We start from the raw sequence: 26,008 nt of genomic DNA on the forward strand, positions 1-26,008 counted from the left end.
CTGGCTTGGCTGGTTGCATGAGTTGGGGGGAATGGGCGCCGCCGGGACGGTAAAGGGGGCTGCGGCCGACGCTCCCTCGCGCTGTGGCGGCTTGGCGCGCCCCCCGCAAGCCCGGATCGGCAGGCCGACCATAGCAGCAGCGGCGCCGCGGCGCTATGGGGCTTTGTGACTAGATCGCCGGGTTTCCCTATGACAGAACAAAAAATGTAACATTGATGCTGGTGTTTTATTGCGACTAAGAAACAAATTGCTTTCAAGAACCTATTTTCGCGTGATAAATTACGCGCAGTTTCTACCAAAGGCCCTCATGACATCCAAATTTCGTTCCAGCAGAATAGCCTCCCTGGTCGCCGGCTTTCTGGTGGCGGCCGTGCTGTGCACGCTTGGCGCTGCCATTTTGATCGCGCGCGACCAATCCACCCGCGATTGGCAGTCCCAGCTTGATAATCTGTCGCTGGTGATGGCCGAGCAGACGGCGCAGGAGGTCAAGTCGGCATTCCTGGTGCTCGAGAGTATTGCCGAAGGCGTCCAGGCGAACGATGTCGACAGCGACGCCGCCCTGCGCGCCAAGATGGGCTCGCTCGCCAATTTCAACAGCATGCGCGACAAGACCCAGAGCCTGCCGCAGGTGGACGTGGCCACCATCGTCGCCGCCAATGGCGACGTGATCAACTTCACCCGCTCCCATCCGGCGCCGTCGATCAACCTGGCCGACCGCGATTATTTTCAGGCCCACTTGAAAAACCCCAAGCTGGGCGTGTATGTGTCGACGCCGGTGCGCAACAAGGGCAACGGCCAGTGGACGTTTTATTTGAGCCGGCGCCTGGCCGGGCCGCATGGCGAATTTCTCGGGCTGGCGCTGGTGGGCTTTTCCAGCACCTTTTTGAGCGATTTCTACAAAAAAATCGACCTCGGTCCGGGCGCCACCGTCACCCTCTACCGGCGCGACTACATGGTGCTGGCGCGCTGGCCCCATCAGGATAATTTGATGGGCAAGATCAACGCCGGCGGCAGCAGTTACCAGATCATCGACGTGCTCAAGCTCCCGCATGGGGTGCTCAAGACGGAGACGCCGCGGTTTTCCGAGGGCGGGGCGCGGGTGTCGCGGCTGGGCGCGGCGCGCCTGGTCGACCGATTTCCCCTGATCATCAACGTCACCGTCACCGACGCCCTCTACCTGGCCCAGTGGCGCAGCTTTTCCGCCACCCTGTCGCTGGTGGGCGGGGTCAGCGTGTGCGCCATGCTGGCCGCCTTCGTGGTGCTGATCCGCGCCCTCAAGCGGCGCGAGCGTGACATGGAAGAGACCGTGCGCCTGCAGGGGATCGCCGAAGCGGCCAACACCGCCAAGTCGGAATTTCTGGCGATGATGAGCCACGAGATCCGCACGCCGCTCACCGCCATCATCGGCTTCGCCGAGGTGATCCGCAACACCGCCGGTCCCGGAGCGGTCGGCGACGCCGGCGCCATCATCCTGCGCAATGGCCAGCATCTGCTCGAGATCATCAACGGCATCCTCGACATTTCCAAGATCGAAGCGGGCCGCCTGAGCCTGGAGCGGCTGGCGTTCTCGCCCTACGAGGTGGCCGCCGGCGTCGAGACCATGATGGCGGCCCAGGCCGCGAGCAAGGGGGTCGGCTTTCACCTTGCGGTGGACTACCCGTTTCCGGCGCAGGTGACGGGCGACCCGACCCGCTGGAAGCAGATCCTGTTCAACCTCACCAGCAATGCCGTCAAGTTCACCGAGCTGGGCACGGTCGAGCTGCACCTGCACTTCGACGCGGACTTGCGGCGCCTGGTGGTGCGCGTGAGCGACACCGGCATCGGCATCGCCGAGCACCAGCTCCATACGCTGTTCAAGCCCTTCACCCAGGCCGACAGCAGCGTGGCGCGCCGTTATGGCGGCACCGGCCTGGGCCTGCACCTGGTGCAGCAACTGGCGGTCAAGATGGGCGGCAGCGTCAGCGCCCGCAGCACCTTGCACGTCGGTTCGATCTTCGAGGCCGGTATCGCTGCCGACGCGGTGGAATCATCGGGCTGGCTCGACAGCGCGCCGCTGGCGCTGGCCGACCCCGCCGCGGCGGCCGGGTCGCTCCGCCCGCCGCAGGAGTCGCAACTGAGCGGCCACGTGCTGCTGGCCGAAGACGGTCCCGACAACCGCATCCTGATCGTCGCCCTGCTGACCCGTCTTGGCCTGACGGTCGAGGTGGTGGAAGACGGCGCCCAGGCGGTGCAGGCGGCGCTGGCCGGCCAGTTCGACCTGGTGCTGATGGATATCCAGATGCCGGTGATGGACGGTCTGCGCGCCGCCACCATCCTCAAGGCGGCCGGTTTCGGCCGCCCGCTGGTGGCGCTGACGGCCAACGTCATGCAGGACGACGTCGCGCGCTACAGCGCCGCCGGGTTTGCCCGCAGCGTCAGCAAACCGATCGACGTGGCCGAACTGACGCGCGTGCTGGCGGACCTGCTGGAGCAGGACAACGGCCATGGCGAGGGCGCCCGCTTCGAGGATTTGCCGGGCTACGCCGAACTGCGCGAGGCCTTTGCCGGCGCCTTGGGCGGCCAGTTGCGCACGCTCGGCACGCTGCTCGCCGACGGCGCCCTGGCGCAGGCGGCGGAACTGAGCCACTCGCTGCGCGGCACCGGCGCCTCGTTCGGCTACCCCGGCGTGACGGCGCTGGCGGGGCAGATTGAAAGCGCGACCCGCAGCGGCGATGGCGACGGCGCCCGCGCCGCCTACGCGCGCCTGATGGCGCTGGAAGAACTGTCCGACCTGGAGATGAGCTGACATGATGAGCAAAGATGTAAAAGAAACCCCCGTGATCATCGCCGACGACGACGCGATGATGCGCGACCTGCTCGCCTCGCTGCTGCGTCAGAACGGCTACCACTATATCGCCTTCGCCCAGGACGGCGCGCAGGCGGCGCAGTTGCTGGGCGTGGCCGCGTACCAGGAGGCGCTGGTATTTTTGGACATTCACATGCCCGGCATGGACGGCCTGGCGGCGCTGGCCGCCGCGCGCGCCGCCGGCAGCAAGGCCTTCGTCGTCATGGTCAGCGCCGACAGCGCCCTCGACAAGGTGCTGGCGGCCCTCAACGGCGGCGCCAGCGGCTTCGTCATCAAACCCTACACTGCCAACCGGATCATCGACATGCTCGACAAATTTGAACGCGGAGCGCAATGATGGATGCCCCCGCCACCCCCGTGCGCCCGCTCATTTTGCTGGTCGACGACGATGCCTACCTGCTCGCCTTGCTGGCCAACGCCCTGCAGGCGTCCGGCTACGACGTGCGCCTGGCCAGTTCGGCGAAGATGGCGGTCGAGCTGCTGGCCGACGGCAGCCGGGCGCCCGACCTGGCCCTGATCGACATGCACATGCCCGACATGAACGGCCTGCAACTGGTGCACAGCCTGTCGGCGGGCCAGCCGCTGCCCTTCCTGATGATGTCGGCCAGCAGCAGCGAAGTGTTCGTGCGCCGCGCCGCCGAGCAGGGCGCGGTCGCTTACCTGGTCAAGCCGATCGAGCTGGCGCAACTGGTGCCGGCGGTGATCACCGGGATCGCCCGCGGCCGTGAAATCCGCGCCTTGCACGAGTCCGAGACGAAGTTGACGGCGGCGCTGCTGGGCGGGCGCGAAACGGCGATGGCGGTGGGGGTGGTGATGGAGCGCTTCCACGTCGACAGCGAGTCGGCCTTTGGCGCCTTGCGCCAGCACGCGCGCTCGAACCAGCGCCGGCTGGTCGATGTCGCCACCGAATTTCTCAAGAACAGCAAGGTCGCCAGCGGTATCGCCCAGCGCCTGTCCGGCCGCGACAGCCGCCGCTGAGCCGGCGGCAGGGGCCTACGGGCGGAACGGGCTGCGGTCGGTCAGTTCGTCGATGTAGTCGTCGATGCCGCCGTTTTCACGCTCGAGGAAGCGCTCGATGGCATCGGCGAAGGCGGGATGGGCCAGCCAGTGGGCCGACCAGGTGCGGGTGGGCAGAAAGCCGCGCGCCATCTTGTGCTCGCCCTGGGCGCCTCCTTCGAACACGGCGATGCCCTGTTCGATGCAAAATTCCAGTGGCTGGTAGTAAGCCGCCTCGAAATGCAGGCAGGGCACGTGTTCGAGTTCGCCCCAGTAGCGCCCGTACAGCACCTGGTCCGAATGGATCACCAGCGCGGCGGCGATCGGCGCGCCGTCACGCTCGGCGATCACCAGCAGGATATTGGCGGGCATGTCGCGGCCGATGCGCTGAAAAAAATCCAGGTTCAGGTAGGGCGTCGAGCGGTGCGCGGCGTAGGTATGGCGGTAGCAGCGGTTGAACAGGCGCCAGTCGGCGTCGGTGGCGTCGACCCCGCGCACGCGCCGCATCGTCACCCCCGCCTCGCGCACCTTGCGCCGCTCGGCGCGGATGTTCTTGCGTTTTTTCTGTTCGAGCGTGGCGAGAAAGGCGTCGAAGTCGCGGTAGCCCTGGTTGAGCCAGTGGAACTGCACGCCGCTGCGCAGCATGTAGCCGGCGTCGGCGAGCAGTTGCGCCTGCTCTTCGGGCGGGTACAGGATGTGGGTCGACGAGACGGGGCTGGCCTGCTGGGTCGCCACCAGCACCTCGAGCAGGGCGGCGCGGGTGCGCGCATCGACCGCCATCAGGCGCGGTCCCGTCACCGGGGTGAACGGAATGGCCGAGAGCAGCTTGGGGTAGTAATCGAGGCCATTGCGCTCGTAGGCCTCGGCCCAGGCCCAGTCGAACACGTACTCGCCGTACGAGTGCATCTTGACGTACATGGGCAGCGCCGCCGCCAGCGTTGCGGCGTCGCCCTCGCCCTCGTAGAGCACGATGAACTGGGGCTGCCAGCCCGACTCGGCGCACGCGCTGCCCGAGGCGTGCAGGGCGTCGAGAAAGGCGAACGAGAGGAAGGGATTGGGCCGCTCCTGGGCGGCGACAAGCGCGTCCCAGGCCTCGCGGCCGATCTCGGACAGGGACGATACGATATGCGTGCGATAATTCATTGTCCAAATTTTCCTTGATGATCACGGCCTGGCTGGTGTGTGCTGATACCGATGCGTTGCGGCACATTCTACGCAAACCAGCGCGCAGCGTTGGCGCGCGCTGCCCGCCGCGGCCAGCGCCACCCGCCAGCGGGCCGTGATCGACCATTCGCCGATGACCAAGCCCTTCTCGAACCTGTACACCCACGATTTCGCCCGCGTCGCTGTCGCCACGCCCCGCTGCCGCGTCGCCGATCCCGCCTACAACGCCGAGCAGACCATCGCCCTGGCGCGCCAGGCGGCGGCCGGGGGGGCCGTGCTGGTGGCGTTTCCCGAGCTGGGACTGGCCGCCTACACCTGCGACGACCTGTTCCACCAGCGCGCCCTGCTCGACGCCTGCGAAGCGGCGCTGGCGGGCGTGATCGCTGCCAGCGCCACGCTCGATATCGTGCTCATCGTCGGCATGCCGGTGCGCCTCGAGCACCTGCTCTACAACTGCGCCGTGGTGGTGGCGGGCGGGCGCCTGCACGGCGTGGTGCCCAAGAGTTATCTGCCCAATTACGGCGAATTTTACGAGGCGCGCCAGTTCAGCGCCGCCGACTGCGCCAGCGCCACCGAAGTGAGCCTGTGCGGCCAGCGCACCCGCTTTGGCGCCGACCTGCTGTTCGAACTGGCCGAGCTGCCCCTGTTGCGCTTTCACGTGGAGATCTGCGAGGACGTGTGGGTGCCGATTCCGCCGTCCTCATTTGCCGCGCTGGCCGGCGCCACCGTGCTGGTGAACCTGTCGGCCTCGAACGCGCTGGTGGGCAAGGCGGCCTACCGCCAGCAACTGGTGGCCCAGCAATCGGCGCGCTGCATCGCCGCCTACCTGTACACCTCGGCCGGCAGCGGCGAATCGACCACGGACATGGCCTGGGACGGCCAGTCGCTGATCTGCGAAAACGGCGAACTGCTCACCCGCACCGAGCGTTTCGGCGCGCAATCGCAGCTGGGCTTTGCCGACATCGACCTCGAGCGCCTGTCGCGCGAGCGCATGCGCCAGGGCACTTTCGCCGACTCGAAGCGCCGCCACGCCGGGGAAGTGGGGCGTTTCGAAGTAGTGCGCATCGCCGTGGCGGTGCCCTGCACGGGCGCGCTGCCGCTGGCGCGCCACGTCGAGCGCTTTCCCTACGTGCCGTCGGACCGGGCCCGGCGCGACGAACGCTGCACCGAGGTGGTCAATATCCAGGTGCAGGCGCTGGTGCAGCGGCTGGCCTCGAGCGGCATCGACAAAGTGGTGATCGGCGTCTCGGGCGGTCTCGATTCGACCCACGCGCTGCTCATTTGCGCGCGCGCCATGGACCAGCTCAAGCTGCCGCGCACGAATATCCTCGCTTACACCATGCCCGGTTTCGCCACCAGTGCGCGCACCATTGTGCAGGCGCGCACGCTGATGGAGGTGGTCGGCTGCAGCGCCGCCGAAATCGACATCCGCCCCAGCTGCCGTCAGATGCTGGACGATATCGGTCATCCCTACGGCCAGGGCAGCGCCGTCTACGACATCACGTTCGAGAACGTCCAGGCGGGCGAGCGCACCAGCCACCTGTTCCGGCTGGCGAACCTGCACAATGCCATCGTCATCGGCACGGGCGACCTGTCCGAGCTGGCGCTGGGCTGGTGCACCTACGGCGTGGGCGACCATATGTCGCACTACAACGTCAACGCCAGCGTGCCCAAGACCCTCATTTCGCACCTGGTGCGCTGGATGGCCGAGACCGGGGTGGTGGACGGCGGCGCCGCTGTTTTGCTGGCCATTCTCGACACCGAGATCAGCCCCGAACTGGTGCCGGCCGACGCCGGCGCGACCAGCGACACGCCGGCGCAAAAGACCCAGGACGTGATCGGGCCTTACGAGCTGCAGGATTTTAATTTGTACTACATCGTCCGCTACGGCTTTGCGCCGTCGAAGGTGGCCTTCCTGGCGCTGGCCGCGTGGGGCGAACGGGAGAAGGGCGCCTGGCCGTACGACGAGACGGTGGCGCGCAGCCAGTACAGCCTGGCCGAGATCAAGCGCGTGCTGGGCATTTTCGTGTGGCGCTTCTTTAAAACCAGCCAGTTCAAGCGCTCGTGCGTGCCGAACGGTCCGAAGGTGGGCACGGGCGGCTCGCTCTCGCCCCGTGGCGACTGGCGTGCTCCCAGCGACGGCGAGGCGGCCGTGTGGCTGGCCGAGGTCAAGCGCATTCCGGACACCGCCGCCGGCGACATCGGCGTCGCCTGAACGATCAAAGGGGCGTGGGCTTGCCGCCCCTTCGGTTAAAATCGTCCCGATAGTCAAGTCAAGCAAACAAAGTTATGCAAACCAAGGATCGACATGAAACAGATTACCTGCGTGATCAAGCCATTCAAGCTTGACGAAGTGCGCGAAGCGCTGGCCGAAGTGAACGTGACGGGGCTGACCGTGACGGAAGTCAAAGGATTCGGCCGCCAGAAAGGGCATACCGAGCTCTACCGTGGCGCCGAGTACGTGGTCGACTTCCTGCCGAAGGTAAAAGTCGAAGTGGTCGTCGACGACGCCATGACGGACCAGGTGGTCGACGCCATCATCAAGGCGGCGCGCACGGGCAAGATTGGTGACGGCAAGATTTTTGTCCAGCACGTCGAGCAGGTGGTGCGCATCCGCACGGGTGAAACGGGACCGGACGCCGTCTAAACAGGCAGCCTGGGCCGTCTAGCGGCCCAGGCGCATGTCGAACTTCCAGCTCAGCAGGCGCAGTGCCGTGATGGTGGTGGCGCTCGACCAGAGGGCGAAATCGTGCGGCAACTCGAGTTTGCGCATGATCAGGAACATCCAGCTGCCAAAGAAGGCGCAGATGGCGTAGGGCTTGCCATCTCGAAATACCATCGGCACTTCGTTGCAGACGATGTCGCGCAACACGCCGCCAAAGATCCCCGTGATCACCCCCATCATCGAGGCAATAAACAGCGGCATCTGCGCGTTGAGCGCCGAGGCGACGCCGGCGATGGTGAACAGGCCCAGGCCGATGGCATCGGCGATCACGATCAGGCGTTCGGAGACGATCTGGCGCAGCGTGCGGATCAGGGGCGAGGCGCCCAGCGCCAGCACAAAAATAAGGATCGCGTATTCCTGGTGGGTGACCCAGAACAGGGGGCGATGGTCGAGCAGGATGTCGCGCAGGGTGCCGCCGCCGAAGGCGGTGATGAAGGCCACCGTGAACACGCCCACCAGGTCCATGCGCTTGCGGCGCGCCTCGATAAAGCCGGAAAAGGCCCCGACCAGGATGGCCAGGATTTCAATCAAGGTGATTAGCGACATGCGGCGGGTTTGCTTGTGGGAATCGCGACAGCCTAACATGGCTGGCGCTGGCCAGCAGGTTTAGTCGAGCAGCACGGCCTTTAACAGCACGATCAGGGCGCCGTGGCCGCCATCTTTCTTGCCGGCCACGCAAAACGCCACCACTTCGTCCTTTTCCATCTGCACCAGCCAGCTGTGCAGCATGGCCCGCAGCACCGGTTCGCCGTTGGGCGAGCCGTAGCCGCGGCCATGCACGATGCGCACGCAGCGCACCCCGCGCCGGCTGGCGCGGCCCAGGAAGCCGGCCACCTGCTCGCGGGCGATGTCGCGCGTCATGCCATGCAGGTCCAGTTCGTCCTGCACGGGCCAGGCGCGCTTTCTCAGCTTGCGCACCACGTCCGGACCCACCCCGGGGCGCGCATACGCGACGCTGGGATCGTCCTCGACCAGGCCCTCGACGTCGAACTGGTCCGACAGCGATTCGCGCAGCACGGCCGCGTCGTCATCCTCGCGCGTGCGCGGCTTGCCGCCCGCGCCGCCACCGGGCCGCACGGGCGCGCTCCGGAGGGGCGCCACGTAGCGGTCCGAGACGGCGATTTTCGTCACGCCCTTGATGGCGCCGGTGAACACGCCGGCGTCCTCGCGCGCTTTCTTCTCGCGCGCGGCGCGGGCGGCGGCCTCGATCTCGCGCAGGCGTTCCTGCTCCTTGAGCGCGGTGCGCAAGCCGGCCAGGTCGCCGAAATCTTTCAAACCAGCCATATACGCTTAATCTTCCAGTGCTTCCAGGTAGCGCTGGGCGTCGAGCGCGGCCATGCAACCGGTGCCCGAGCTGGTGATGGCCTGGCGGTAGATGTGATCCTGCACGTCGCCAGCGGCAAACACGCCGGGGACGCTGGTGGCGGTGGCCATGCCTTCGAGGCCCGTGCGGGTCTTGATGTAGCCGTTGTGCATGTCGAGCTGGCCTTCGAAGATGCCCGTATTGGGCTTGTGGCCGATCGCCACGAACAGACCGTGCACGGCCATGCTGGTGACGTCGCCCGTCTCGGTCGAGCGGATATTGATGCCGGTGACGCCGCCGTCGTCGCCCGTGACTTCGTCGAGCGTGTGGTTGTAGCGGATGACGATCTTGCCTTCGGCCGCCTTGGCGTTGAGGCGGTCGATCAGGATCGGCTCGGCGCGGAACTTGTCGCGGCGGTGGATGATGGTGACCTTGGTGGCGATATTCGACAGGTACAGCGCTTCCTCGACGGCGGTGTTGCCGCCGCCGACGACGGCGACTTCCTGGCCGCGGTAGAAAAAGCCGTCGCAGGTGGCGCAGGCGGACACGCCGCGGCCCATGAAGGCCTGTTCGGACGGCAAGCCCAGGTACTGGGCCGAGGCGCCCGTCGAAATGATCAGCGAATCGCAGGTAAATTCATGGCTGTCGCCCAGCAGGCGAATCGGCGTTTCGTTCAGGAAGGTGGTGTGGATGTGATCGAACACGATTTCCGTCTTGAATTTTTCGGCGTGCTGCTGCAGGCGCTGCATCAGGTCCGGGCCTTGCACGCCGAGGGGGTCGCCCGGCCAGTTTTCCACATCGGTGGTGGTCATGAGCTGACCGCCTTGTTCCACGCCCGTCACCAGCATCGGGTTCAGGTTGGCGCGGGCGGCATAGACGGCGGCGCTGTAGCCGGCGGGGCCGGAGCCGAGGATCAGAACTTTGGCGTGTTTTTTCGTGGTCATGGGAGGCTAATATAAATTGTCTGGTAGAGAAGATGGGGCAGTTTCGGGCGATAACAACGGGCCCGAAAAGCGCGCCATTGGTATACCGCGATTATAGACGAAGCTGCGCTTGTGCATGAATGAGCGGCCCGGGCCCTGCCAGATGCCTTAGAATGAGCGCATCGCTTTTCTTGCTGATATTTATCTGCTGCACGTCGCCCTGAGAGTATGCCAAAGACCACCCCCTCCGACCCGAATAGTTACACCCGCAATCCGACCCTGCGCCAGCCGCTGCCGAACCGCCTGGTGCGCCTGCTGTCGGAAGCGCGCTGGATCGCGCTGGCGGTGCTGTTCCTGTATTTTGTCCTGATCCTCATTACCTACAACAAGGCCGATCCCGGCTGGTCGCACGACGTCGTGGTGCCCAAGGCGATCAATGTGGGCGGCCGCGCCGGCGCCTGGCTGGCCGACCTGATGCTGTTCATCTTCGGTTTTTCCGCCTGGTGGTGGTGCGTCTGCTTTGCCCGCTTGTTGTGGAAAGATTATCGTCAGCTGACCCGGTCCGCCGACGAGGCGCCCGATGAGCCCGAAAACCAGCACGAAGTGGTGGCCCGCTGGATCGGCTTCGTGCTGATGTTCGCCGGCAGCGTGGGCCTCGAATACCTGCGCATGTACACCTTGCACGCGCAGTTGCCGCGCGCCCCCGGCGGCGTGCTGGGGCAACTGCTCGGCCATTCCGCCCATGTCGCCTTCGGTTTCACGGGCGCCACCTTGCTGCTGCTGTTGCTGTTTGGCATAGGCTCGAGCCTGTTCTTCCACATCTCCTGGCTCTCCGTGGCCGAGCGCATCGGCGCCGCCGTCGACCTGTCGATCGACTGGTTCCGCTTGCGCTACCAGGACCGCGAGGACCGCAAGCAGGGCGAAGTCGCTGCCGTCAGGCGCGACGAGGTGGTGGTGCAGGAACGCGCGCGCCATACCGAAAAACACGTTGCCGCGCCGCTGCGGATCGAGCCGCAGGGAGCGCCGCCCGCGGCCCCCGCGTATGCCTCGCCGCCGGCGGCGCCGGTGGTGGTGCAGTCTCCCCTGATCGTCAAGTCCGAGCGCGTCGAAAAGGAAAAGCAGGCGCCCCTGTTCCGCGATCTGCCGGGCGACTCCGGTCTGCCGCCCATTTCCCTGCTCGACGAAGCGGCCGCCTACCAGGAAACGGTGTCGGTGGAAACGCTGGAATTCACCAGTCGCCTGATCGAAAAGAAACTGTCCGACTTCGGCGTCGACGCCAAGGTGGTGGCGGCGTATCCGGGCCCCGTGGTCACGCGTTACGAAATCGAACCGGCCACGGGCGTCAAGGGCAGCCAGATCGTCGGCCTGGCGCGCGACCTGGCCCGTTCGCTGTCGCTGACCTCGATCCGGGTGGTGGAAACCATCCCTGGCAAGAATTACATGGCGCTCGAGTTGCCCAACCCGAAGCGCCAGATCGTGCGCCTGACGGAAATCGTTGGCTCCAAGCTCTACCACGACAGCGCCTCGCCCCTGACGATTGCGCTGGGCAAGGACATTGCCGGCAAGCCAGTGATCGCCGACCTGGCCAAGATGCCCCACCTGCTGGTGGCGGGCACCACCGGCTCGGGCAAATCGGTGGGCATCAACGCCACCATCCTGTCGCTGCTATATAAAAGCGATCCGGCCGACGTGCGCCTGATCCTGATCGACCCGAAAATGCTCGAGATGTCCGTCTACGAGGGCATTCCCCACTTGCTCGCGCCCGTGGTGACGGACATGCGCCAGGCCGGCCATGCGCTGAACTGGGCGGTCAACGAGATGGAGCGCCGCTACAAGCTCATGAGCAAGCTGGGCGTGCGTAACCTGGCCGGCTACAACACCAAGATTGCCGATGCGGCCAAGCGCGAAGAGCACATCCCGAACCCGTTCTCGCTCACGCCCGACTCCCCCGAGCCGCTGGAAAAACTGCCCACCATCGTCATCATCATCGACGAGCTGGCCGACCTGATGATGGTCGTGGGCAAGAAGGTGGAAGAACTGATCGCCCGTATCGCCCAGAAGGCGCGCGCCGCCGGCCTGCACCTGATCCTGGCCACGCAGCGGCCGTCGGTGGACGTGATCACCGGTCTGATCAAGGCGAACATTCCCACCCGTATCGCCTTCCAGGTGTCCTCGAAGATCGACTCGCGCACCATTCTCGACCAGATGGGCGCGGAAGCGCTGCTGGGCATGGGCGACATGCTGTACATGCCGCCCGGTACCGGCCTGCCCGTGCGCGTGCACGGCGCCTTCGTCTCCGATGAAGAAGTGCATCGAGTTGTAAAACATCTACAATCGTTGGGCGAGCCCAATTACATTGAGGGCATTCTCGAGGGTGGCACGCTCGAAGGCGAGGGTGGCGGCGCCGAAGGCGCGCCGGCCGGCGAGCCGGGCGGCGAGAGCGACGCCATGTACGATCAGGCGGTGCAGGTGGTGCTGAAAAACCGCCGCGCCTCGATTTCTCTGGTGCAGCGACACCTGCGCATCGGCTACAACCGCGCCGCCCGCCTGCTCGAGCAGATGGAAAACAGCGGGGTGGTCTCGCCCATGCAGTCGAACGGCAACCGGGACATCCTGGTGCCGGCCACCAGCGCCGAGTAATGTTGCAGTTCCATGGTAAAACCCATAACTAAAATCAAGAACAGGATCACGATGACCAGATTGTCCGCTTACATTGTTGCTGCCGCGCTAGGCCTGGCCGGCGTCGCCCACGCGGGTGCGCTCGACCAGTTCAAGACCTTTGTCGCCACCACCAAGGCGGCCAAGGGCGAATTTACCCAGCAGCAGCTGAAAAAATCGGACAACGCGAAGGCCGTGCCCGTCTCCACGGGGACCTTCCTGTTCGCCCGCCCGGGCAAGTTCATCTGGACCTACGTCAAGCCCTACGAACAGCTGCTGCAGGCCGATGGCGACCAGCTCTACATCTACGACAAGGATCTGAACCAGGTCACCGTCAAGAAGCTGGGCAATGCATTGGGCTCGTCGCCGGCGGCGATCCTGTTCGGCAGCAATGACCTGGACAAGAATTTCACCTTGAGCGAAGCGGGCAGCCGCAACGGGCTCGAGTGGCTCGACGCCAAGCCGAAGGCGCAGGATTCGACCTTTCAGATGATCAGCATCGGCCTGCGCAACGGCACCCCGGAAGCGATGGAATTGCACGACGCGTTCGGCCAGACCTCGGTGCTGTCGTTTAAGAAATTCGAAAAAAACCCGCCGCTGACGGCCACCCAGTTCAAGTTCGTGATGCCGAAGGGCGCCGACGTTTTCAGTAATTGAGTCTCGTCATTCATCCTGCGTGCCGGCCAATTGCGGGGCGATGTCGTAGACTGACGCCTGTCGCTCACCGCATCGCCCATCCCATGCCCACCACCGTGCCACCGAGGTCTTCCCATGGATGACCTGTTCAAGAACGAACCCGCCGCCCCGCTGGCCGAGGCGCTGCGCCCCCGCACCATCGGCGAAGTGATCGGCCAGAGCCATCTGCTGGGGCCGGGCAAGCCGCTGAACCTGGTGTTTAAATCGGGCAAGCCCCATTCGATGATCTTGTGGGGCCCGCCCGGGGTCGGCAAGACCACGCTGGCGCGCTTGACAGCCTCGGCCTTCGACTGCGAGTTCATCGCCTTGTCGGCGGTGCTGTCGGGCGTCAAGGACATCCGCGCGTCCATCGAGCAGGCCGAGCACTACCTGGCCGGTGGCAAGCACACCATCCTGTTCATCGACGAGATTCACCGCTTCAATAAATCGCAGCAGGACGCCTTGTTGCCCTTCGTCGAGTCGGGCCTCGTCACGCTCATTGGCGCGACCACGGAAAACCCGTCGTTCGAGGTCAATTCAGCCTTGCTCTCGCGCGCGCAGGTGTACGTGCTCAAGGCGCTCACCGACGCCGAACTGCTGCAGTTGCTGGCGCGGGCACAGGAGCGGGTGCTGGCCCACCTGAGTTTCGACGAGGTGGCCATTGCCACCCTGATCGGTTATGCCGACGGCGACGCCCGGCGCTTCCTCAATTTGCTCGAGCAGACCAATACCTCGGCGCACACCTCCGGCATCACCCGCATCACGGGAGAGTTCGTCGACAACGCCCTGACGCTCAATTCGCGCCGCTTCGACAAGGGGGGCGACAATTTCTATGACCAGATTTCGGCCCTGCACAAGTCGGTGCGGGGCTCGCACCCGGACGCCGCCCTGTACTGGCTGTGCCGCATGCTCGACGGTGGCGCCGATCCCCAGTACTTGCTGCGCCGCATCGTGCGCATGGCCTGGGAAGACATCGGTATCGCCGACCCGCGCGCCATCCAGATCGCCAACGACGCCGCCGCCACGTTCGAGCGTCTCGGTTCGCCCGAGGGCGAACTGGCGCTGGGCCAGGCGGTGATTTACCTGGCCATCGCCGCCAAGAGCAATGCCGGCTACAACGCCTACAACCGCGCCGCCGCGTTTGTCAAAACGGACAAGTCGCGCGAGGTGCCGGTGCACCTGCGCAATGCGCCGACCAAGCTCATGAAGGAGCTCGGCTACGGCCACGCCTACCGTTACGCGCACGACGAGCCGCATGCCTATGCGGCCGGCGAGACCTACCTGCCCGACGGCATGGAGGAGCCCCACTGGTACGAGCCGGTACCGCGCGGCATCGAGGCGAAGATTGCCGAAAAGCTGGCCTGGCTGCGCAGCCTGGACGACCAGGCGGGCAGCTAAGCGCAGCCAAGCGCCGCGCAAGGCGGTCGCGCCCTGTTTTTGATGCCTGTTCGCCTGTTCTGGCGCCCGAATTTGCCTCCCACTCCGCGTTTTCTGCACTCCATCGCAATCCGGTGGAGATGATGGTTGTTGCTCGCTAAAGTACAACCATACCAACGCAGTTCAACCAGGAGAAACACCATGAAAACCATCAAAAACTTCGAAGCCCTCTTCCTCGTCGTCGCCGCCACCGCCACCTTCGCGACCTACGCCACGGCCGCCATGCCGGTCCGCGTGCACGCTGCGCCGGCGATCATCAAATCGGTCGAATTGGCCCCGCAGATGCAGGTGGTGGTCATCAAGGGCCAGCGTTTGACGGCCGCCGAAAAAGCCGCGCTGTAATCGTTCAAATCAACTTTTGGAGAGCACCATGAAACGCATCAAAAACTTCGAAGCCCTGTTCCTCGCCGCCGCCGCCATGGCCACGTTCGCCACCTACGCCACGGCCGCCATGCCCGTGCGCGCCGCCCAGGCGCCCTCAGCGCTCGTCCAGGCCGCCAGCAGCGTGCCGGCCATGCAAGTGGTGGTCATCAAGGGGCAGCGCCTCACACCGGCGCAGAAGGCGGCCCTGTAAGCGAGACGGCAGCAGAAGCAGGCGCAGGCGCGCGCCGAGGGGCAATCGACCTCAAAGTTCGCCAACAAGGGGCGGTCGGCTTGGTACAATTACCAACTCAACGACATCGGCACCCCAATCAAATGATAGATATTCAACTGCTGCGCAAAGACATCGACAACGTCGCGACCCGGCTGGCAAGCCGCAAGTTCACGCTCGACGTGGCGGGATTTAACGCCCTCGAAGCCGAACGCAAGGCCACCCAGACCCGCACCGAAGAGCTGCAGGGCAAGCGCAATTCGCTGTCCAAGCAAATCGGCATGCTCAAGGGCAAAGGCGAAGACAGCAGTGCGCAGATGGCGGAAGTGGCCGGCATCGCGGACGAGCTCAAGGCCAACGAAGTGGCGCTGAGCGCCACCCAGCTCAAAATTGCCGAATTCATGGAATCGGTGCCGAACCTGCCGCACGCCAGCGTGCCTGTGGGCGCGGACGAAGCGGGCAACGTCGAGGTACGCAAGGTCGGCACGCCGCCCGTGTTCGATTTCGAGGTCAAGGACCACGTCGACGTGGGTGGCCCGCTCGGTCTCGATTTCGAGGTGGCGACCAAGCTGACGGGCTCGCGCTTTTCCGTGATGAAAGGCGGCATCGCCCGCCTGCACCGCGCGCTGGCGCAATACATGCTCAACACCCACACGGGCGAGCACGGCTACACGGAGTGCTACACGCCTTACATGGTCAACGCCGACTCGCTGCGCGGCACGGGCCAGTTGCCGAAATTCGAGGCCGACCTGTTCTCCGTGAAAAAGGGCGGTGCCGAAGGCGAGGGCGAAACGTTCTATCTGATTCCCACGTCCGAAGTCAGCCTGACGAATCTGGTGCGTGACGAAATTGTCGCCCTCGACGCCTTGCCCATCAAGATGACGGCGCACACCCCGTGCTTCCGTTCGGAGGCGGGCAGTTACGGACGCGACACGCGCGGCATGATCCGCCAGCACCAGTTCGACAAGGTGGAAATGGTGCAGGTGGTCCATCCCGACACGTCCTACGAGGTGCTTGAGCAGATGGTCGGGCATGCCGAGGCGATCTTGCAGGGTCTTGGCCTGCCGTACCGCGTGATGTCGCTGTGCACGGGCGACATGGGTTTTGGCGCCACCAAGACGTACGACCTGGAGGTGTGGCTGCCGGCGCAAAACACTTACCGTGAAATTTCGTCGCTGTCGAACTGCGAGGCCTTCCAGGCGCGCCGCATGCAAGCGCGTTTCCGCAACGCAGCCGGCAAGCCGGAGTTGCTGCACACCTTGAACGGTTCGGGCCTGGCGGTGGGCCGCACCCTGGTGGCGGTGCTGGAAAACTACCAGCAAGCCGATGGCAGCGTGGTGGTGCCGGCGGTGTTGCGGCCCTACATGGGCGGGCTGGAAACACTGTCCGCGTGAGCAAGGGGAGGGTGGTGAGCAAATTAATCGAATATTTCTCAATTTCACTCTTCCATTTCCCTCAGGCTTTGCTATAATTTTGACCTCGCAGCAGCAAGCGAAAAGAATTTGAAGGCCACACTGGTGTCGCAAGGCGCTGGAGCTCAAATGAAACACCGGAGAGGTGGCAGAGTGGCCGAATGTACCTGACTCGAAATCAGGCGTAGGGTCAAACCTACCGTGGGTTCGAATCCCACCCTCTCCGCCAGAAGCAAGAAAAATGGCCTCCCCTGCGGGAGGCCATTTTTTTTGCTTTGGACGGAGAGGGTGGGATTCGAAGCCCCGCGCGTACTCGCGCGGGGCTCTCCGAATCGCCCATCTGCTGCTGCGCAGCAGCAGCGCGCCCTCCGGGCGCCGGGGCGCAGCCCCCTCGCAGCCCCCCCGCAGCGCTTCGCGCCCTCCGGGCGCCAGGGGCCAACCCCGTCGCAGCCCCCCCGCAGCGCTTCGCGCCCTCCGGGCGCCAGGGGCCAACCCCGTCGCAGCGCTTCGCGCCCTCCGGGCGTCAGGCGCGCAGCCCCCTCGCAGCGCTTCACACCGCCACAAGCAAGAGGAAAGTCCATATCGACGAAATCGATCTGATTTCGGGCGCGGGCATTTTGCAAAAACTGGGCGTTGCTAACGCGATCAATGAGTTCGTCAGTGGTTTGATCGATGGCATCAAGCAGTGGATGTAAAATCGTCATAGTGTCGGTATCGTTGTTTGACTGCCCACGCCGGCAGTGGTGTATGCATCGCAGTCGGCTTTATAGATTAGAATCGTATGTTAAATATTGTTTTGGCCTATCCTCGAAAGCTGAAAAGCACATCAAGCGCGGCGCTATTAGGGATTCCATTGGGAATCTGCACGTTCGCCGCGTTAGCTCTTCTTAATTGGACCCTGGAGTTCGTTGCTTCCCCCCTGCTATGGCCGCCCAAGGCATCGACACACTAGCGTACATCCAGATATTTTTGGGTGGGATCCTGCTAGCGCCGGCGCTTGAAACAGCGATCTTTCAAGTAATGCCTTTTGAGCTCATGCAATTGCGGAGACGGAGCGTCCCTCGGCTATCGCTGTCGATAAGCACATTGGCTTTTTCGGCTGCGCATCTTTCTATTAGCCTCGCTCATGCTGAGCAAATGCTTTTTCTAGGACTGATGTTTGGGGCGATTTATCTCTGGGTTCGTCGAAGGTCAAGAAAATTCGCGTTTTGCACCACTGCCATTGCCCACATGACCCACAATTTAGTTGCGCTCATTCTACTGATATTTTTTCCGCAGCTTGCGTAAGGTGTAGTGGTCAAGTAATTTCGGACACGACGATAGGTTCTTTCGCTGCCATTGTGCGTTCATAGACGCTGGGCGGCAGATTGCCCAATACAGAATGCAAGCGCTCGCAGTTGTAGAAGCCGGCGATGTAGTTTGCTACGTCAAGCTTGGCTTCGGCCTAGTTCGCATAATTGCGCTGCCAGACACGCTCCATCTTCAGATTTAGGAAGAAGCGTTCAGCGACGGCGTTATCCCAGCAGTTGCCTTTGCGACTCATGCTGCAAACGAAGCCATGCTCGCTCAACAAAGCCTGGTACTGGTCGCTGGCATATTGACTGCCGCGGTCGGAGTGGACGACCAGTCCGGCAGCTGGGCGCCGCGCTTGGATCGCCATGCGCAGGGCATCGCAGACCAGGGTAGCTGGCATGCTCGGCGCCATCGCCCAGCCCACTACTCTGCGCGAGAACAGGTCGAGCACGACAGCCAGGTACAGCCAGCCTGCGCCGGTACGGATGTACGTGATATCCGAGGCATAAGCCAGATTCGGCGCTGCCGGGTTGAACTGCCGGGCAAGGACGTTCGGCGCAACCGGCAGGGCATGCTTGCTGTCGGTCGTGTGTACGAATTTGCGCTTCCAGACGGGCTTCAGGCAGGCCTGTTGCATCAGGCGGCGCACCTTGTAACGCCCGACCTGCAGACCGCTATTTGCCAGTGCCGTGACAAGCCGGCGGCTGCCGTAACTTTGGCCGTTGCTCATGAACGCGGCACGCAAATGCACGCTCGCTTTGCAAAACATCGGCGCAGCTGCACGACGCTTAGCTTCGTAAAATCCAGCCCGGCTAACACCAAGGAGGCGACAGGTTTGTGCGACAGGTACGGCCTTCGTTTGCAGCTCGTCGATGAGCCGATAGCTCACTTGAGCTCGCGGGCAAAGAAGGCCGATGCCTTTTTTAAGACGTCCACATCACTACGAAGTTGACGGTTTTCCTGCTCCAAATGACGAATACGCTGCTGCTCAGCCGTCAACGGTTTGCCAATGCCTGGCTGGCCTTGTTGCTCGGCCTCATACTGTTCCATCCACCGACGGATTGCGGTAACGCCAATGTCCATCGTCTGGCTGACGTGCGAGATGCTGAGGCCTTGTTCTGTGATCATTCGAACGACCTCAAGCTTGAAGCTCGGGTCAAAATTGCGACGCTGCCTGGTCATGTAAACTCCTTCGAAGGTGAATTATCCACCTATCGAGGTGTCCGGGAACATTAGACCACTACAGTTCACGCTGGCCTGGCCAGGCCGGCCGCTCGCCTGGCTGCCGCGGCGCTGCGCAGGAGGGCCGGGCGGAAAAAATGCGGGTGTTTCATGGTGCGCTTTCGCAGGATACAGCGTGGTACAGTGTTTTCTGGCACGCGCCTGCGCCGCCGGCGCGTGCCTGGTGCAAGCGCGCGCGACTGTCCCGATGGAGGACGACGGCGGCAACTACATGGAGGGCGGGGCAGCCGAAACGGCCGCCCCTGTGAACGTTCAGCCCGGCGCGGGCGGGGCGCGCGCATGGCACGCGTTCCAGGAAAACAGGGGCGTGGAGGATTGGTAGAACAGTGTGGGGTAGGCCGGGGGGCATCAGCATGCTGCCGTGGGTCGCGCAATACGGGCAGTGTTCGACGATGTGGATGTCGGTGTTCGGCGGCGCCTTGCCCGCTGCGGCCTGCGCGGCGACCAGGGCCAGGAAATCGGCTTGCGAACGGTCGGCCGTGCAAAGTTACATTGCCGGCGGCGACGGCTGCGCGCCAGCCATCGCGTGGGCAATCGTCGGCGCCAATGCACTGAACAGGACGGCCAGCATGGCGATCCAGATGAGCGCCACCTGCCGTTGAACAAAATTGTGCATGCGCCGATTGCAACGCGCCGGCAGTGCGCTTTGCCAGGAATGCCAATGCGCTATATATTGTGGAATATAAAGAAATGAGCGATTGGAGTAAGCATGTTCCGTTTTACCGTATTGATGCTGTGCCTGGTCACGACCGGCCTGGTGCGTGCCGACGAGGTGCAGGTGGCGGTGGCGGCCAATTTCGCCGCGCCAATGAAGGATATTGTGGCCCGCTTCGAGCAGCAAACGGGGCACAAGGTGCGCAGCACGGTGGGCGCGACCGGCAAGTTCTACGCCCAGATTCACAATGGTGCGCCGTTCGAGATCCTGCTGGCGGCCGACGATGACACCCCGGCCAGGCTCGAGAAAGAAGGCGCGGGCGTGGCCGGCAGCCGGTTCACGTATGCCATCGGCAAGCTGGTGCTGTGGAGCGCCCGGTCCGGCGTGGTGGACGAGAAGGGCGCGGTGTTGAACCAGCCCGGATTCGCGCACCTGTCGATCGCCAATCCGAAACTGGCCCCTTACGGCGCCGCCGCCGTTGAAGCGATGAAAAAGCTCAATGTCTACGGCGTTATCGAAGCGAAACTGGTGGTTGGCGAAAGCATCGCCCAGGCCCACCAGTTTGTCGCTTCCGGGGCGGCGCCACTGGGCTTTGTCGCCATGTCGCAAGTGTTCGAAGGCGGCAAACTCAAATCCGGTTCGGCCTGGGTGGTGCCCGACACGCTCTACAGCCCGATCCGCCAGGACGCCATCGCCCTCGACAAGGGCAGGGGCAAGCCGGCAGTCGATGCCTTCCTCAATTATCTGAAAAGCGATGCGGCCAAAGTGATCATCCGGTCCTACGGCTACGCCCTGTAGTCGGGCGCGGCCCTGCCAGCACTGCTATAATTTTCATATGGGACTGAAAACAATGACGCGCCACCTCGCCGCCTGCATCGCATGTTTCGCGATGCTGTTCGCTGCGCTGGCGCCGGCACTGTCCCATGCCACGGCATCGCCGCGCGCGCAAATCTGGACCCAGATCTGCAGCGCCAGCGGGGCGGCAGTGGTCACGCTGAGCGTGGCCGATAGTGCCATGCCGGCGCCTGGCGAGCACGATACCAGCCAGCTCGAGCATTGCCCGTTCTGCGCCACCCACGCCGCCTCCCTCGCCTTGCCGCCCAGTGCGGGCTTTGCAATTGCCCTGATCGAAGCCCCGGCCAGTCTTCCCTTCCTCTTTTTCCAGTCGCCCCGTCCTTTGGCGATCTGGACGGTCGCGCAATCGCGCGGCCCGCCCGCCGCCTGACGTCCGCGCCGTAGTTGAACTGATCGCCTGTCACCGCCAGGCCCGCTGCTGCGGGCGGTGCCACCGAGTTCGTTCGCCATGGCACGATGCCTTGTCGGCGTCGAACTCCCGCGCAGTCTCACCCTCCAACAGCCATCGTGTGCCGGCGCCTGCCTGGCCGTATGCGATGTCTTCCCCCTCCAGAAAGTGATGTGATGAAGTCGAATAATCAAACAGGCGGGCGGCACGGGCCGGCGCTGGTGGTCGATGCCGCCGCGCGCCGGACCGTGCTGCTGTCAGGTCTTGCCGTCGCCATGGCGATGGCCGGCTGCCGCAACAAGGCTGCCCCCGTGCGTTTTCACGGCATCGATGCCAGCGGCGCCGACTACGGACGGCAATTTAGCTTGCGCGACGCCGACGGCAATCCGCGGAGCTTGCGCGATTTCAAAGGAAAGGCCGTCATGTTGTTCTTCGGCTTTACCCAGTGCCCCGACGTGTGCCCCACCGCGCTGGCGCGGGCGACGGACATCCGGCGCCTGCTGGGTGCCGACGGCAACAAGCTGCAGGTGCTGTTCGTGACGATCGACCCGGAGCGCGACACCCCGGCCGTGCTGAAAGCCTACACGGCCGCCTTCGATCCCAGCTTTATCGGCCTGTACGGCGACCAGGCGCAGACGGCGGCAGTGGCGAAAGAGTTCAAAATTTATTTCCAAAAAGTGCCCACCGGTGACTCTTACACCATGGACCACACCTCGCTCAGCTACGTGTTCGACCCCGCCGGTGCGCTGCGCCTGGCGTGGCGGCACGCGCAGAGCGCGCAGGAATGCGCGCAGGACCTGCGCCAGATCCTCCATCCCGCCTAAAACCGACACTCACCGAGGAGAATTACCATGAAATCGATCCTTTTTGCCTTCGCCGCGTCCACCATGCTGCTGGTGGCGCCTGCCCACGCCCAGGTCCGCGTGAGCGAGCCGTGGGTGCGCGCGACCGTGCCGCAACAGAAAGCCACGGGCGCGTTCATGCGCCTGAATTCGCCCAACAACAGCAAGCTGGTCAGCGCGAGCTCGCCGGTCGCCGCCATCGTCGAAATCCACGAGATGGCCATGGAAAACGATGTCATGCGCATGCGCCAGGTTGCCGGCGTGGACCTGAGCGCGGGCAAACAAACCGAGCTCAAGCCCGGTGGCTTTCATATCATGCTCATCGACCTGAAACAGCAGGTCAAGGAGGGCGACACCGTGCCGCTGCAACTGGTGTTCCAGGATGCGGCGGGCAAGCGCGAAACGGTCGACGTGAAAGCGCCCGTGCGCGCGCTGAACGCCGCGGCCACGCCGGCTGCCCAGGCTGGCCATTCGCCTCACTGATCGTCCTCACCCGCCAAAGAAAACACCATCAATGAACCATCACACACCGCATTACGTGGCCGTCGCAGCCCTGCTGGCGGCCAGCGCAGCGCTGCCCGCGCACGCGCAAACCCTGGCGGCCGATCCCGCGCCGCCCATGCCCTTGGCGACCGTGATCGTCACCGGCCAGCTCCCCGTCGACGGACAGCGGCCCAGCGCCCTGGCCACCGGCAGCGCGGCCTCGCCGATGGCGGTGCCGTTTTCCGTCAACAGCGTGGCCGCCGAGCGCATCCGCGATCAGGCCGGCACCAGCTTGCAGGACGCGCTGCGCAATATTCCGGGCGCGCAGGCCGACACGGGTTTTAATGGCGCGCACACCCAGTTCTTCATCCTGCGCGGCGCCGTCACCGATAGCGGCACGGGCTCGAGCCGGGTCATGCGCGATGGCGTGCGACTGTCGAATTATCCGTATGTGCCCGCGTTTATCGAGAGCGTCGACGTGCTGCGCGGCCCCGGCGCCGCCGTCGGCGTGCGCAGCGAACCCGGTGGCACGGTCAATCTTGTCACGCGCCAGCCACGCCTGCACAACGCCGGCAGCGTGCTGCTGTCGGCCGGCCAGCACGGTGCCCGCGAGCTTTCCGTCGACCTCAATCGGGTGCTTTCGGCCGACGATGAACTGGCCGCGCGCATCATCGCCACCCGCTCCGAGGCGAGCCAGTGGCGCCATGTCCCCGACCGCCTCGATGGCGTCAAGCTGGGACTGGCCAAGAGTGGCGGCAGCGACTATCACCTGGTGGCCGGCTTCGAGGCGATCAATCAGACCTACCGGCCCGATTACGGCATTCCCGCGATCGATGGCGGCCCGGTGGCCGTTCCCCGCGACCGCCAGTTCGGCGAGCCCTTTGGCGACTCCACCACCAACAATCGCATCGTCGACCTGCATGCCGACGTCGGCTTGGGTGGCGCCGCCCGCCTGGCCATCGATGCCAGCCACCTGGAAGCGCATTCGACGTCGATCAAAAACCTTCTGAACGGCTCGCCCTTGCCCGGCCAGCCGGCGGGCACCTACGCCCGCGTCTCCGCCTGGGAGCCCGACACCCGGCGCCGTATCGACAGCCTTGCCACCTCGCTCACGAGCCAGCAGCAGTTCGCCGGCATCGCGCACACGCTGTTCTTCGGCGTCGATTATTACCGCGAGACGCTCAATCAGCCGGGCTTGTCGGTGCCCGCTTCGACCAGCCCGAGCATCAACGTCTACCATCCCGTTTACGGACGCGTGACGGCGCCCGCCTCGGGCTTGACCCTGGCGCGCTCGCTCACCACCGAGGCGCTCAAGGCGGTGTCCGGCTCCGCCCAGGACCAGGTCGATCTTGGCGCCTGGTCGGCCGTGCTGGGGCTGCGCTACACGGACCAGCAGTTTGTGTATGGCGCGGCGAATGTCCTGCCCGTCAATGAAGCGCGCTGGTCGCCCAAGCTGGGCCTGCTCTATCGCCTCTCTCCCCGCGACACCGTGTACGCCAACCTGGCCTCAGGCGTCTCGCCGAACCAGGTGGCGTCTTCGTCGAACCAGTCGCTGCCCTCGCGCCAGTCGCGGCAGGCGGAACTGGGCTGGAAATCGCTGTGGCTGGACGGCGCGCTGATGGGCGATCTGGCGCTGTATCGCCTCAAGCAGAGCAATATGATTTCGGCCGATCAGAGTACGCCCTTGAACAACTTCGACTTCACCGTCGACGGCACGGCGCGCTCCCAGGGCCTGGAAGCCTCGTTGACCGGCGCTGTCGGCGCGCAGCTCAATGTGTCTGTCGCCTATGCCTACACCGATGCGCGCTACTTGCAAAACGCCGTCTACGGCGGCAAGCGGGTGCCCAATGTGGCCCGCCAGGCGCTGACCCTGTGGGGCCAGTACCGATGGAACGGCGGCTGGAAATCGGGCGCCGGCTGGTATCTGCAAGGGGCGCGCTTTGCCGATGAAGCCAACAGCACCACGCTGCCCGGCTATGGCCGCGTCGATCTGACGCACACGTGGCAGCACAAAATCAGCCCGGGGCAGTCGCTCGAGGTCCAGATTGCCGTGCGCAATGCATTCGACCAGCAATACTATGTTTCCAGCCACCTGCACGTGTCGCGCTGGATTACCCCGGCGCAGGGGCGCAATCTGAGCGTTACCGGCAGCTACAGATTCTAAGCTGCCACGCTTGATCCGCCTGGGCGATCCGCCGCGCAATGTCCTCGAACAGGGGCCGCGCGGCGGCTTTGTCTTGCACGCAGTCCTGGCGCAATTGCGCCAGCGGCTCGATCACATCGTCGGTCCCCGGCGCGCCCTCGCAGCGCTCGATCAACTCACCGAGCAGCACGCCGAAGGCGCGCACTTCCAGGCGCTGCAAGGCGCCGGCCTGCGCGCCCTGGCAGGCAAACTGCGAGGCGGCGCCGAAGTCGCCCAGCAGGGCTTCGCCGTCGTCCGTATGGAGGATGTTGTGGCCGTACAGGTCGCCGTGCAGGATGCCGCGGCTGTGCAGATGCGCCGCCGCCGCCGCCACGGCGCCTGCAAGGCGCAGCAGGGTGGCCAGCGTAAAGCGCTGGCCGGGACGGTAGATGTCGCGCGTGCAGCTGTCCATGCTGGGCGGCCCCGCCAGGTTGTGAAAGGCGGGGTCGATCAGGTCCATCACCAGGCCCTGCGCGCCGGCCGGATGGCCGGTCACTTCACCGAGCACCGCAATCAGGTGGGGATGGCCGCCAGCGCCGATGCAGGCGGCCAGCTCGCACGCCGGCAAGCCGTCGCTGGTGATTGCTCCCTTGAACAGCTTGACCGCCACCGCGCGAACCGCGTCCGCCGCCGCGCTGCCGGCCTGCCGCCATTGTCCCTGGTAGATCACGCCGGAGGCCCCTTCGCCCAGGCGCTGCGCCAGTTGCAGTTGCTGCCAGTCGATGGGGGCGGGCTGCGCGCCGGCGCGCGCGGCCGCTTCGTCCGCTGCGCTGCACGGATTGCCCGCATAGGCCAGCCAGGCCAGGCGCGGCATTGCGAGCAGCCACGCCGGCAGCGTGGTGAGCGCGTTGGCGGCGATGCGCAGCAATTCGAGCGCGGTGCAGGCGGCCAGCGCCTCGGGCAGGGCGCGTAGCTCATTGCCCGCCAACATCAGCTTTTGCAGCTGCGTGCAGCGGCCGATGCTCGCCGGCAGGGCGGTAATCCGGTTGTCGGTCAGGATCAGCCAGCGCAGCGCGGCCGGCAGCGCCGTGGCCGGCACTTCCTTGATGCGGTTGCTCTTGAAGCCGATCATGGTCAGTTGCGGGCAGGCGCCCAGCATGGCCGGCAGCACGGTGAAATCGTTGCTGGAACAGAAGAGAATGCGCAGCCGCGTCAGGCGCGGCAGCGCATCGGGCAGGCGCGACAGGGCGTTGCCGGACAGGTCGAGTATTTCGAGGGTGTCCGCCAGGTCGAAGATTTCCGGCGGAAATTCAGTGAGACCGCACGACAAGCGCAGGCGGACCGCGCCGGCGAGCGAGCCGTCGCGTAGTTGTTCAAGGGTGTGCATGAGGGACTGAT

23 protein-coding genes, 1 tRNA gene and 1 pseudogene are annotated in these 26,008 nt (G+C 64.8%); 18 read left to right on the plus strand and 7 right to left on the minus strand.

Features of this window, described 5'->3' with window-relative positions; all coding sequences use genetic code 11:
* The first annotated feature begins 307 nt into the window (after positions 1 to 307).
* Genes ACP7EY_RS10245 through ACP7EY_RS10255 form a run of 3 tightly spaced genes read left to right on the plus strand, consistent with a single transcriptional unit; the run spans position 308 to position 3,823 of the window.
* Positions 308 to 2,785 (plus strand): ATP-binding protein, encoded by a 2,478-nt coding sequence (locus tag ACP7EY_RS10245; RefSeq protein ID WP_426193105.1) that lies wholly within the window; start codon positions 308 to 310, stop codon positions 2,783 to 2,785.
* A gap of 1 nt (position 2,786) precedes the next feature.
* A complete protein-coding gene (locus ACP7EY_RS10250; protein ID WP_426193107.1) occupies positions 2,787 to 3,182 on the plus strand; it encodes a response regulator in 396 nt (131 codons plus the stop codon).
* Positions 3,179 to 3,823: an ANTAR domain-containing response regulator gene (locus ACP7EY_RS10255; protein WP_426193109.1), complete on the plus strand. Its 645-nt coding sequence runs from the start codon at positions 3,179 to 3,181 to the stop codon at positions 3,821 to 3,823. Before ACP7EY_RS10250 ends, ACP7EY_RS10255 begins: the two co-directional genes overlap by 4 nt.
* A 15-nt stretch (positions 3,824 to 3,838) precedes the next feature.
* On the opposite strand, the gene ACP7EY_RS10260 is transcribed toward ACP7EY_RS10255, so the two are convergent.
* Positions 3,839 to 4,984: a GNAT family N-acetyltransferase gene (locus tag ACP7EY_RS10260; RefSeq protein ID WP_426193111.1), complete on the minus strand. Its 1,146-nt coding sequence runs from the start codon at positions 4,982 to 4,984 to the stop codon at positions 3,839 to 3,841.
* Between the two features lie 154 nt (positions 4,985 to 5,138).
* Between ACP7EY_RS10260 and ACP7EY_RS10265 the strand changes: the two genes are divergently transcribed.
* Positions 5,139 to 7,220 (plus strand): NAD(+) synthase, encoded by a 2,082-nt coding sequence (locus ACP7EY_RS10265; protein ID WP_426193113.1) that lies wholly within the window; start codon positions 5,139 to 5,141, stop codon positions 7,218 to 7,220.
* 93 nt (positions 7,221 to 7,313) lie between these two features.
* Positions 7,314 to 7,652, plus strand: coding sequence for a P-II family nitrogen regulator (locus ACP7EY_RS10270; protein ID WP_426193115.1), 339 nt, complete (start codon positions 7,314 to 7,316; stop codon positions 7,650 to 7,652).
* An 18-nt stretch (positions 7,653 to 7,670) separates the two neighbouring features.
* On the opposite strand, the gene ACP7EY_RS10275 is transcribed toward ACP7EY_RS10270, so the two are convergent.
* Genes ACP7EY_RS10275 through trxB form a run of 3 tightly spaced genes read right to left on the minus strand, consistent with a single transcriptional unit; the run spans position 7,671 to position 9,977 of the window.
* Positions 7,671 to 8,276, minus strand: coding sequence for a trimeric intracellular cation channel family protein (locus ACP7EY_RS10275; RefSeq protein ID WP_426193117.1), 606 nt, complete (start codon positions 8,274 to 8,276; stop codon positions 7,671 to 7,673).
* A gap of 60 nt (positions 8,277 to 8,336) precedes the next feature.
* Positions 8,337 to 9,014: a Smr/MutS family protein gene (locus tag ACP7EY_RS10280; RefSeq protein WP_426193119.1), complete on the minus strand. Its 678-nt coding sequence runs from the start codon at positions 9,012 to 9,014 to the stop codon at positions 8,337 to 8,339.
* Positions 9,015 to 9,020: 6 nt separating this feature from the next.
* On the minus strand, positions 9,021 to 9,977 hold the full coding sequence (trxB, locus tag ACP7EY_RS10285; RefSeq protein WP_426193121.1) for a thioredoxin-disulfide reductase: 957 nt from the start codon (positions 9,975 to 9,977) through the stop codon (positions 9,021 to 9,023).
* 207 nt (positions 9,978 to 10,184) lie between these two features.
* Between trxB and ACP7EY_RS10290 the strand changes: the two genes are divergently transcribed.
* The 8 genes from ACP7EY_RS10290 to ACP7EY_RS10325 all read left to right on the plus strand — a co-directional run bounded on the left by ACP7EY_RS10290 (position 10,185) and on the right by ACP7EY_RS10325 (position 18,017).
* Entirely contained in the window at positions 10,185 to 12,596 is a 2,412-nt protein-coding gene (locus tag ACP7EY_RS10290; RefSeq protein WP_426193123.1) for a DNA translocase FtsK, read from the plus strand.
* Positions 12,597 to 12,608: 12 nt separating this feature from the next.
* Positions 12,609 to 13,271: an outer membrane lipoprotein chaperone LolA gene (gene lolA / locus ACP7EY_RS10295; RefSeq protein ID WP_426193125.1), complete on the plus strand. Its 663-nt coding sequence runs from the start codon at positions 12,609 to 12,611 to the stop codon at positions 13,269 to 13,271.
* 114 nt (positions 13,272 to 13,385) lie between these two features.
* Positions 13,386 to 14,687, plus strand: coding sequence for a replication-associated recombination protein A (locus tag ACP7EY_RS10300; RefSeq protein WP_426193127.1), 1,302 nt, complete (start codon positions 13,386 to 13,388; stop codon positions 14,685 to 14,687).
* A 180-nt stretch (positions 14,688 to 14,867) separates the two neighbouring features.
* Complete coding sequence (locus ACP7EY_RS10305) at positions 14,868 to 15,068, plus strand: hypothetical protein (RefSeq protein ID WP_426193129.1); 201 nt, start codon at positions 14,868 to 14,870, stop codon at positions 15,066 to 15,068.
* A 28-nt stretch (positions 15,069 to 15,096) separates the two neighbouring features.
* On the plus strand, positions 15,097 to 15,300 hold the full coding sequence (locus tag ACP7EY_RS10310) for a hypothetical protein (protein ID WP_426193131.1): 204 nt from the start codon (positions 15,097 to 15,099) through the stop codon (positions 15,298 to 15,300).
* A 122-nt stretch (positions 15,301 to 15,422) separates the two neighbouring features.
* Positions 15,423 to 16,712 (plus strand): serine--tRNA ligase, encoded by a 1,290-nt coding sequence (serS, locus tag ACP7EY_RS10315; RefSeq protein WP_426193133.1) that lies wholly within the window; start codon positions 15,423 to 15,425, stop codon positions 16,710 to 16,712.
* 157 nt (positions 16,713 to 16,869) lie between these two features.
* A tRNA-Ser gene (locus tag ACP7EY_RS10320) sits at positions 16,870 to 16,959 on the plus strand.
* 695 nt (positions 16,960 to 17,654) lie between these two features.
* The gene (locus tag ACP7EY_RS10325; protein WP_426193135.1) at positions 17,655 to 18,017 is read left to right on the plus strand and encodes a CPBP family glutamic-type intramembrane protease; all 363 of its coding nucleotides are present in this window, start codon (positions 17,655 to 17,657) and stop codon (positions 18,015 to 18,017) included.
* Between the two features lie 10 nt (positions 18,018 to 18,027).
* Here the strand turns inward: ACP7EY_RS10325 and ACP7EY_RS10330 are convergent.
* Both ACP7EY_RS10330 and ACP7EY_RS10335 read right to left on the minus strand, forming a co-directional pair.
* Positions 18,028 to 19,205, minus strand: a pseudogene (locus ACP7EY_RS10330) (IS3 family transposase).
* A gap of 547 nt (positions 19,206 to 19,752) precedes the next feature.
* Positions 19,753 to 19,881, minus strand: coding sequence for a hypothetical protein (locus ACP7EY_RS10335; protein WP_426193137.1), 129 nt, complete (start codon positions 19,879 to 19,881; stop codon positions 19,753 to 19,755).
* A gap of 93 nt (positions 19,882 to 19,974) precedes the next feature.
* Between ACP7EY_RS10335 and modA the strand changes: the two genes are divergently transcribed.
* The 5 genes from modA to ACP7EY_RS10360 all read left to right on the plus strand — a co-directional run bounded on the left by modA (position 19,975) and on the right by ACP7EY_RS10360 (position 24,652).
* On the plus strand, positions 19,975 to 20,718 hold the full coding sequence (modA, locus tag ACP7EY_RS10340; RefSeq protein ID WP_426193139.1) for a molybdate ABC transporter substrate-binding protein: 744 nt from the start codon (positions 19,975 to 19,977) through the stop codon (positions 20,716 to 20,718).
* 52 nt (positions 20,719 to 20,770) lie between these two features.
* Entirely contained in the window at positions 20,771 to 21,145 is a 375-nt protein-coding gene (locus ACP7EY_RS10345) for a DUF2946 domain-containing protein (RefSeq protein WP_426193140.1), read from the plus strand.
* A gap of 194 nt (positions 21,146 to 21,339) precedes the next feature.
* Positions 21,340 to 21,987, plus strand: a complete 648-nt coding sequence (locus tag ACP7EY_RS10350; protein WP_426193142.1) for an SCO family protein — start codon at positions 21,340 to 21,342, stop codon at positions 21,985 to 21,987.
* A 27-nt stretch (positions 21,988 to 22,014) separates the two neighbouring features.
* Entirely contained in the window at positions 22,015 to 22,488 is a 474-nt protein-coding gene (locus ACP7EY_RS10355) for a copper chaperone PCu(A)C (RefSeq protein ID WP_426193144.1), read from the plus strand.
* A 31-nt stretch (positions 22,489 to 22,519) separates the two neighbouring features.
* Entirely contained in the window at positions 22,520 to 24,652 is a 2,133-nt protein-coding gene (locus tag ACP7EY_RS10360; RefSeq protein ID WP_426193146.1) for a TonB-dependent receptor, read from the plus strand.
* Here the strand turns inward: ACP7EY_RS10360 and ACP7EY_RS10365 are convergent.
* Positions 24,630 to 25,997: a protein kinase gene (locus ACP7EY_RS10365; RefSeq protein WP_426193148.1), complete on the minus strand. Its 1,368-nt coding sequence runs from the start codon at positions 25,995 to 25,997 to the stop codon at positions 24,630 to 24,632. The genes ACP7EY_RS10360 and ACP7EY_RS10365 overlap by 23 nt on opposite strands.
* Positions 25,998 to 26,008 lie beyond the last annotated feature (11 nt).

This window comes from Massilia sp. DWR3-1-1, from assembly GCF_049898325.1.
In the GTDB taxonomy this organism is placed as follows: domain Bacteria; phylum Pseudomonadota; class Gammaproteobacteria; order Burkholderiales; family Burkholderiaceae_D; genus JAFCUW01.

Excerpts from the sequence above, each read along its gene's own strand:
- ACP7EY_RS10325 (WP_426193135.1), top strand. The coding sequence starts at position 17,655 with ATGGCCGCCCAAGGCATCGACACACTAGCGTACATCCAGATATTTTTG.
- ACP7EY_RS10280 (WP_426193119.1), bottom strand. The coding sequence starts at position 9,014 with ATGGCTGGTTTGAAAGATTTCGGCGACCTGGCCGGCTTGCGCACCGCG.
- ACP7EY_RS10350 (WP_426193142.1), top strand. The coding sequence starts at position 21,340 with ATGAAGTCGAATAATCAAACAGGCGGGCGGCACGGGCCGGCGCTGGTG.
- ACP7EY_RS10365 (WP_426193148.1), bottom strand. The coding sequence starts at position 25,997 with ATGCACACCCTTGAACAACTACGCGACGGCTCGCTCGCCGGCGCGGTC.
- ACP7EY_RS10335 (WP_426193137.1), bottom strand. The coding sequence starts at position 19,881 with ATGCACAATTTTGTTCAACGGCAGGTGGCGCTCATCTGGATCGCCATG.
- ACP7EY_RS10290 (WP_426193123.1), top strand. The coding sequence starts at position 10,185 with ATGCCAAAGACCACCCCCTCCGACCCGAATAGTTACACCCGCAATCCG.
- ACP7EY_RS10345 (WP_426193140.1), top strand. The coding sequence starts at position 20,771 with ATGACGCGCCACCTCGCCGCCTGCATCGCATGTTTCGCGATGCTGTTC.
- ACP7EY_RS10270 (WP_426193115.1), top strand. The coding sequence starts at position 7,314 with ATGAAACAGATTACCTGCGTGATCAAGCCATTCAAGCTTGACGAAGTG.
- ACP7EY_RS10355 (WP_426193144.1), top strand. The coding sequence starts at position 22,015 with ATGAAATCGATCCTTTTTGCCTTCGCCGCGTCCACCATGCTGCTGGTG.
- ACP7EY_RS10360 (WP_426193146.1), top strand. The coding sequence starts at position 22,520 with ATGAACCATCACACACCGCATTACGTGGCCGTCGCAGCCCTGCTGGCG.
- ACP7EY_RS10255 (WP_426193109.1), top strand. The coding sequence starts at position 3,179 with ATGATGGATGCCCCCGCCACCCCCGTGCGCCCGCTCATTTTGCTGGTC.
- ACP7EY_RS10245 (WP_426193105.1), top strand. The coding sequence starts at position 308 with ATGACATCCAAATTTCGTTCCAGCAGAATAGCCTCCCTGGTCGCCGGC.
- ACP7EY_RS10265 (WP_426193113.1), top strand. The coding sequence starts at position 5,139 with ATGACCAAGCCCTTCTCGAACCTGTACACCCACGATTTCGCCCGCGTC.
- ACP7EY_RS10305 (WP_426193129.1), top strand. The coding sequence starts at position 14,868 with ATGAAAACCATCAAAAACTTCGAAGCCCTCTTCCTCGTCGTCGCCGCC.
- lolA (WP_426193125.1), top strand. The coding sequence starts at position 12,609 with ATGGTAAAACCCATAACTAAAATCAAGAACAGGATCACGATGACCAGA.
- ACP7EY_RS10250 (WP_426193107.1), top strand. The coding sequence starts at position 2,787 with ATGATGAGCAAAGATGTAAAAGAAACCCCCGTGATCATCGCCGACGAC.
- modA (WP_426193139.1), top strand. The coding sequence starts at position 19,975 with ATGTTCCGTTTTACCGTATTGATGCTGTGCCTGGTCACGACCGGCCTG.
- ACP7EY_RS10260 (WP_426193111.1), bottom strand. The coding sequence starts at position 4,984 with ATGAATTATCGCACGCATATCGTATCGTCCCTGTCCGAGATCGGCCGC.
- ACP7EY_RS10310 (WP_426193131.1), top strand. The coding sequence starts at position 15,097 with ATGAAACGCATCAAAAACTTCGAAGCCCTGTTCCTCGCCGCCGCCGCC.
- ACP7EY_RS10300 (WP_426193127.1), top strand. The coding sequence starts at position 13,386 with ATGGATGACCTGTTCAAGAACGAACCCGCCGCCCCGCTGGCCGAGGCG.
- serS (WP_426193133.1), top strand. The coding sequence starts at position 15,423 with ATGATAGATATTCAACTGCTGCGCAAAGACATCGACAACGTCGCGACC.
- trxB (WP_426193121.1), bottom strand. The coding sequence starts at position 9,977 with ATGACCACGAAAAAACACGCCAAAGTTCTGATCCTCGGCTCCGGCCCC.
- ACP7EY_RS10275 (WP_426193117.1), bottom strand. The coding sequence starts at position 8,276 with ATGTCGCTAATCACCTTGATTGAAATCCTGGCCATCCTGGTCGGGGCC.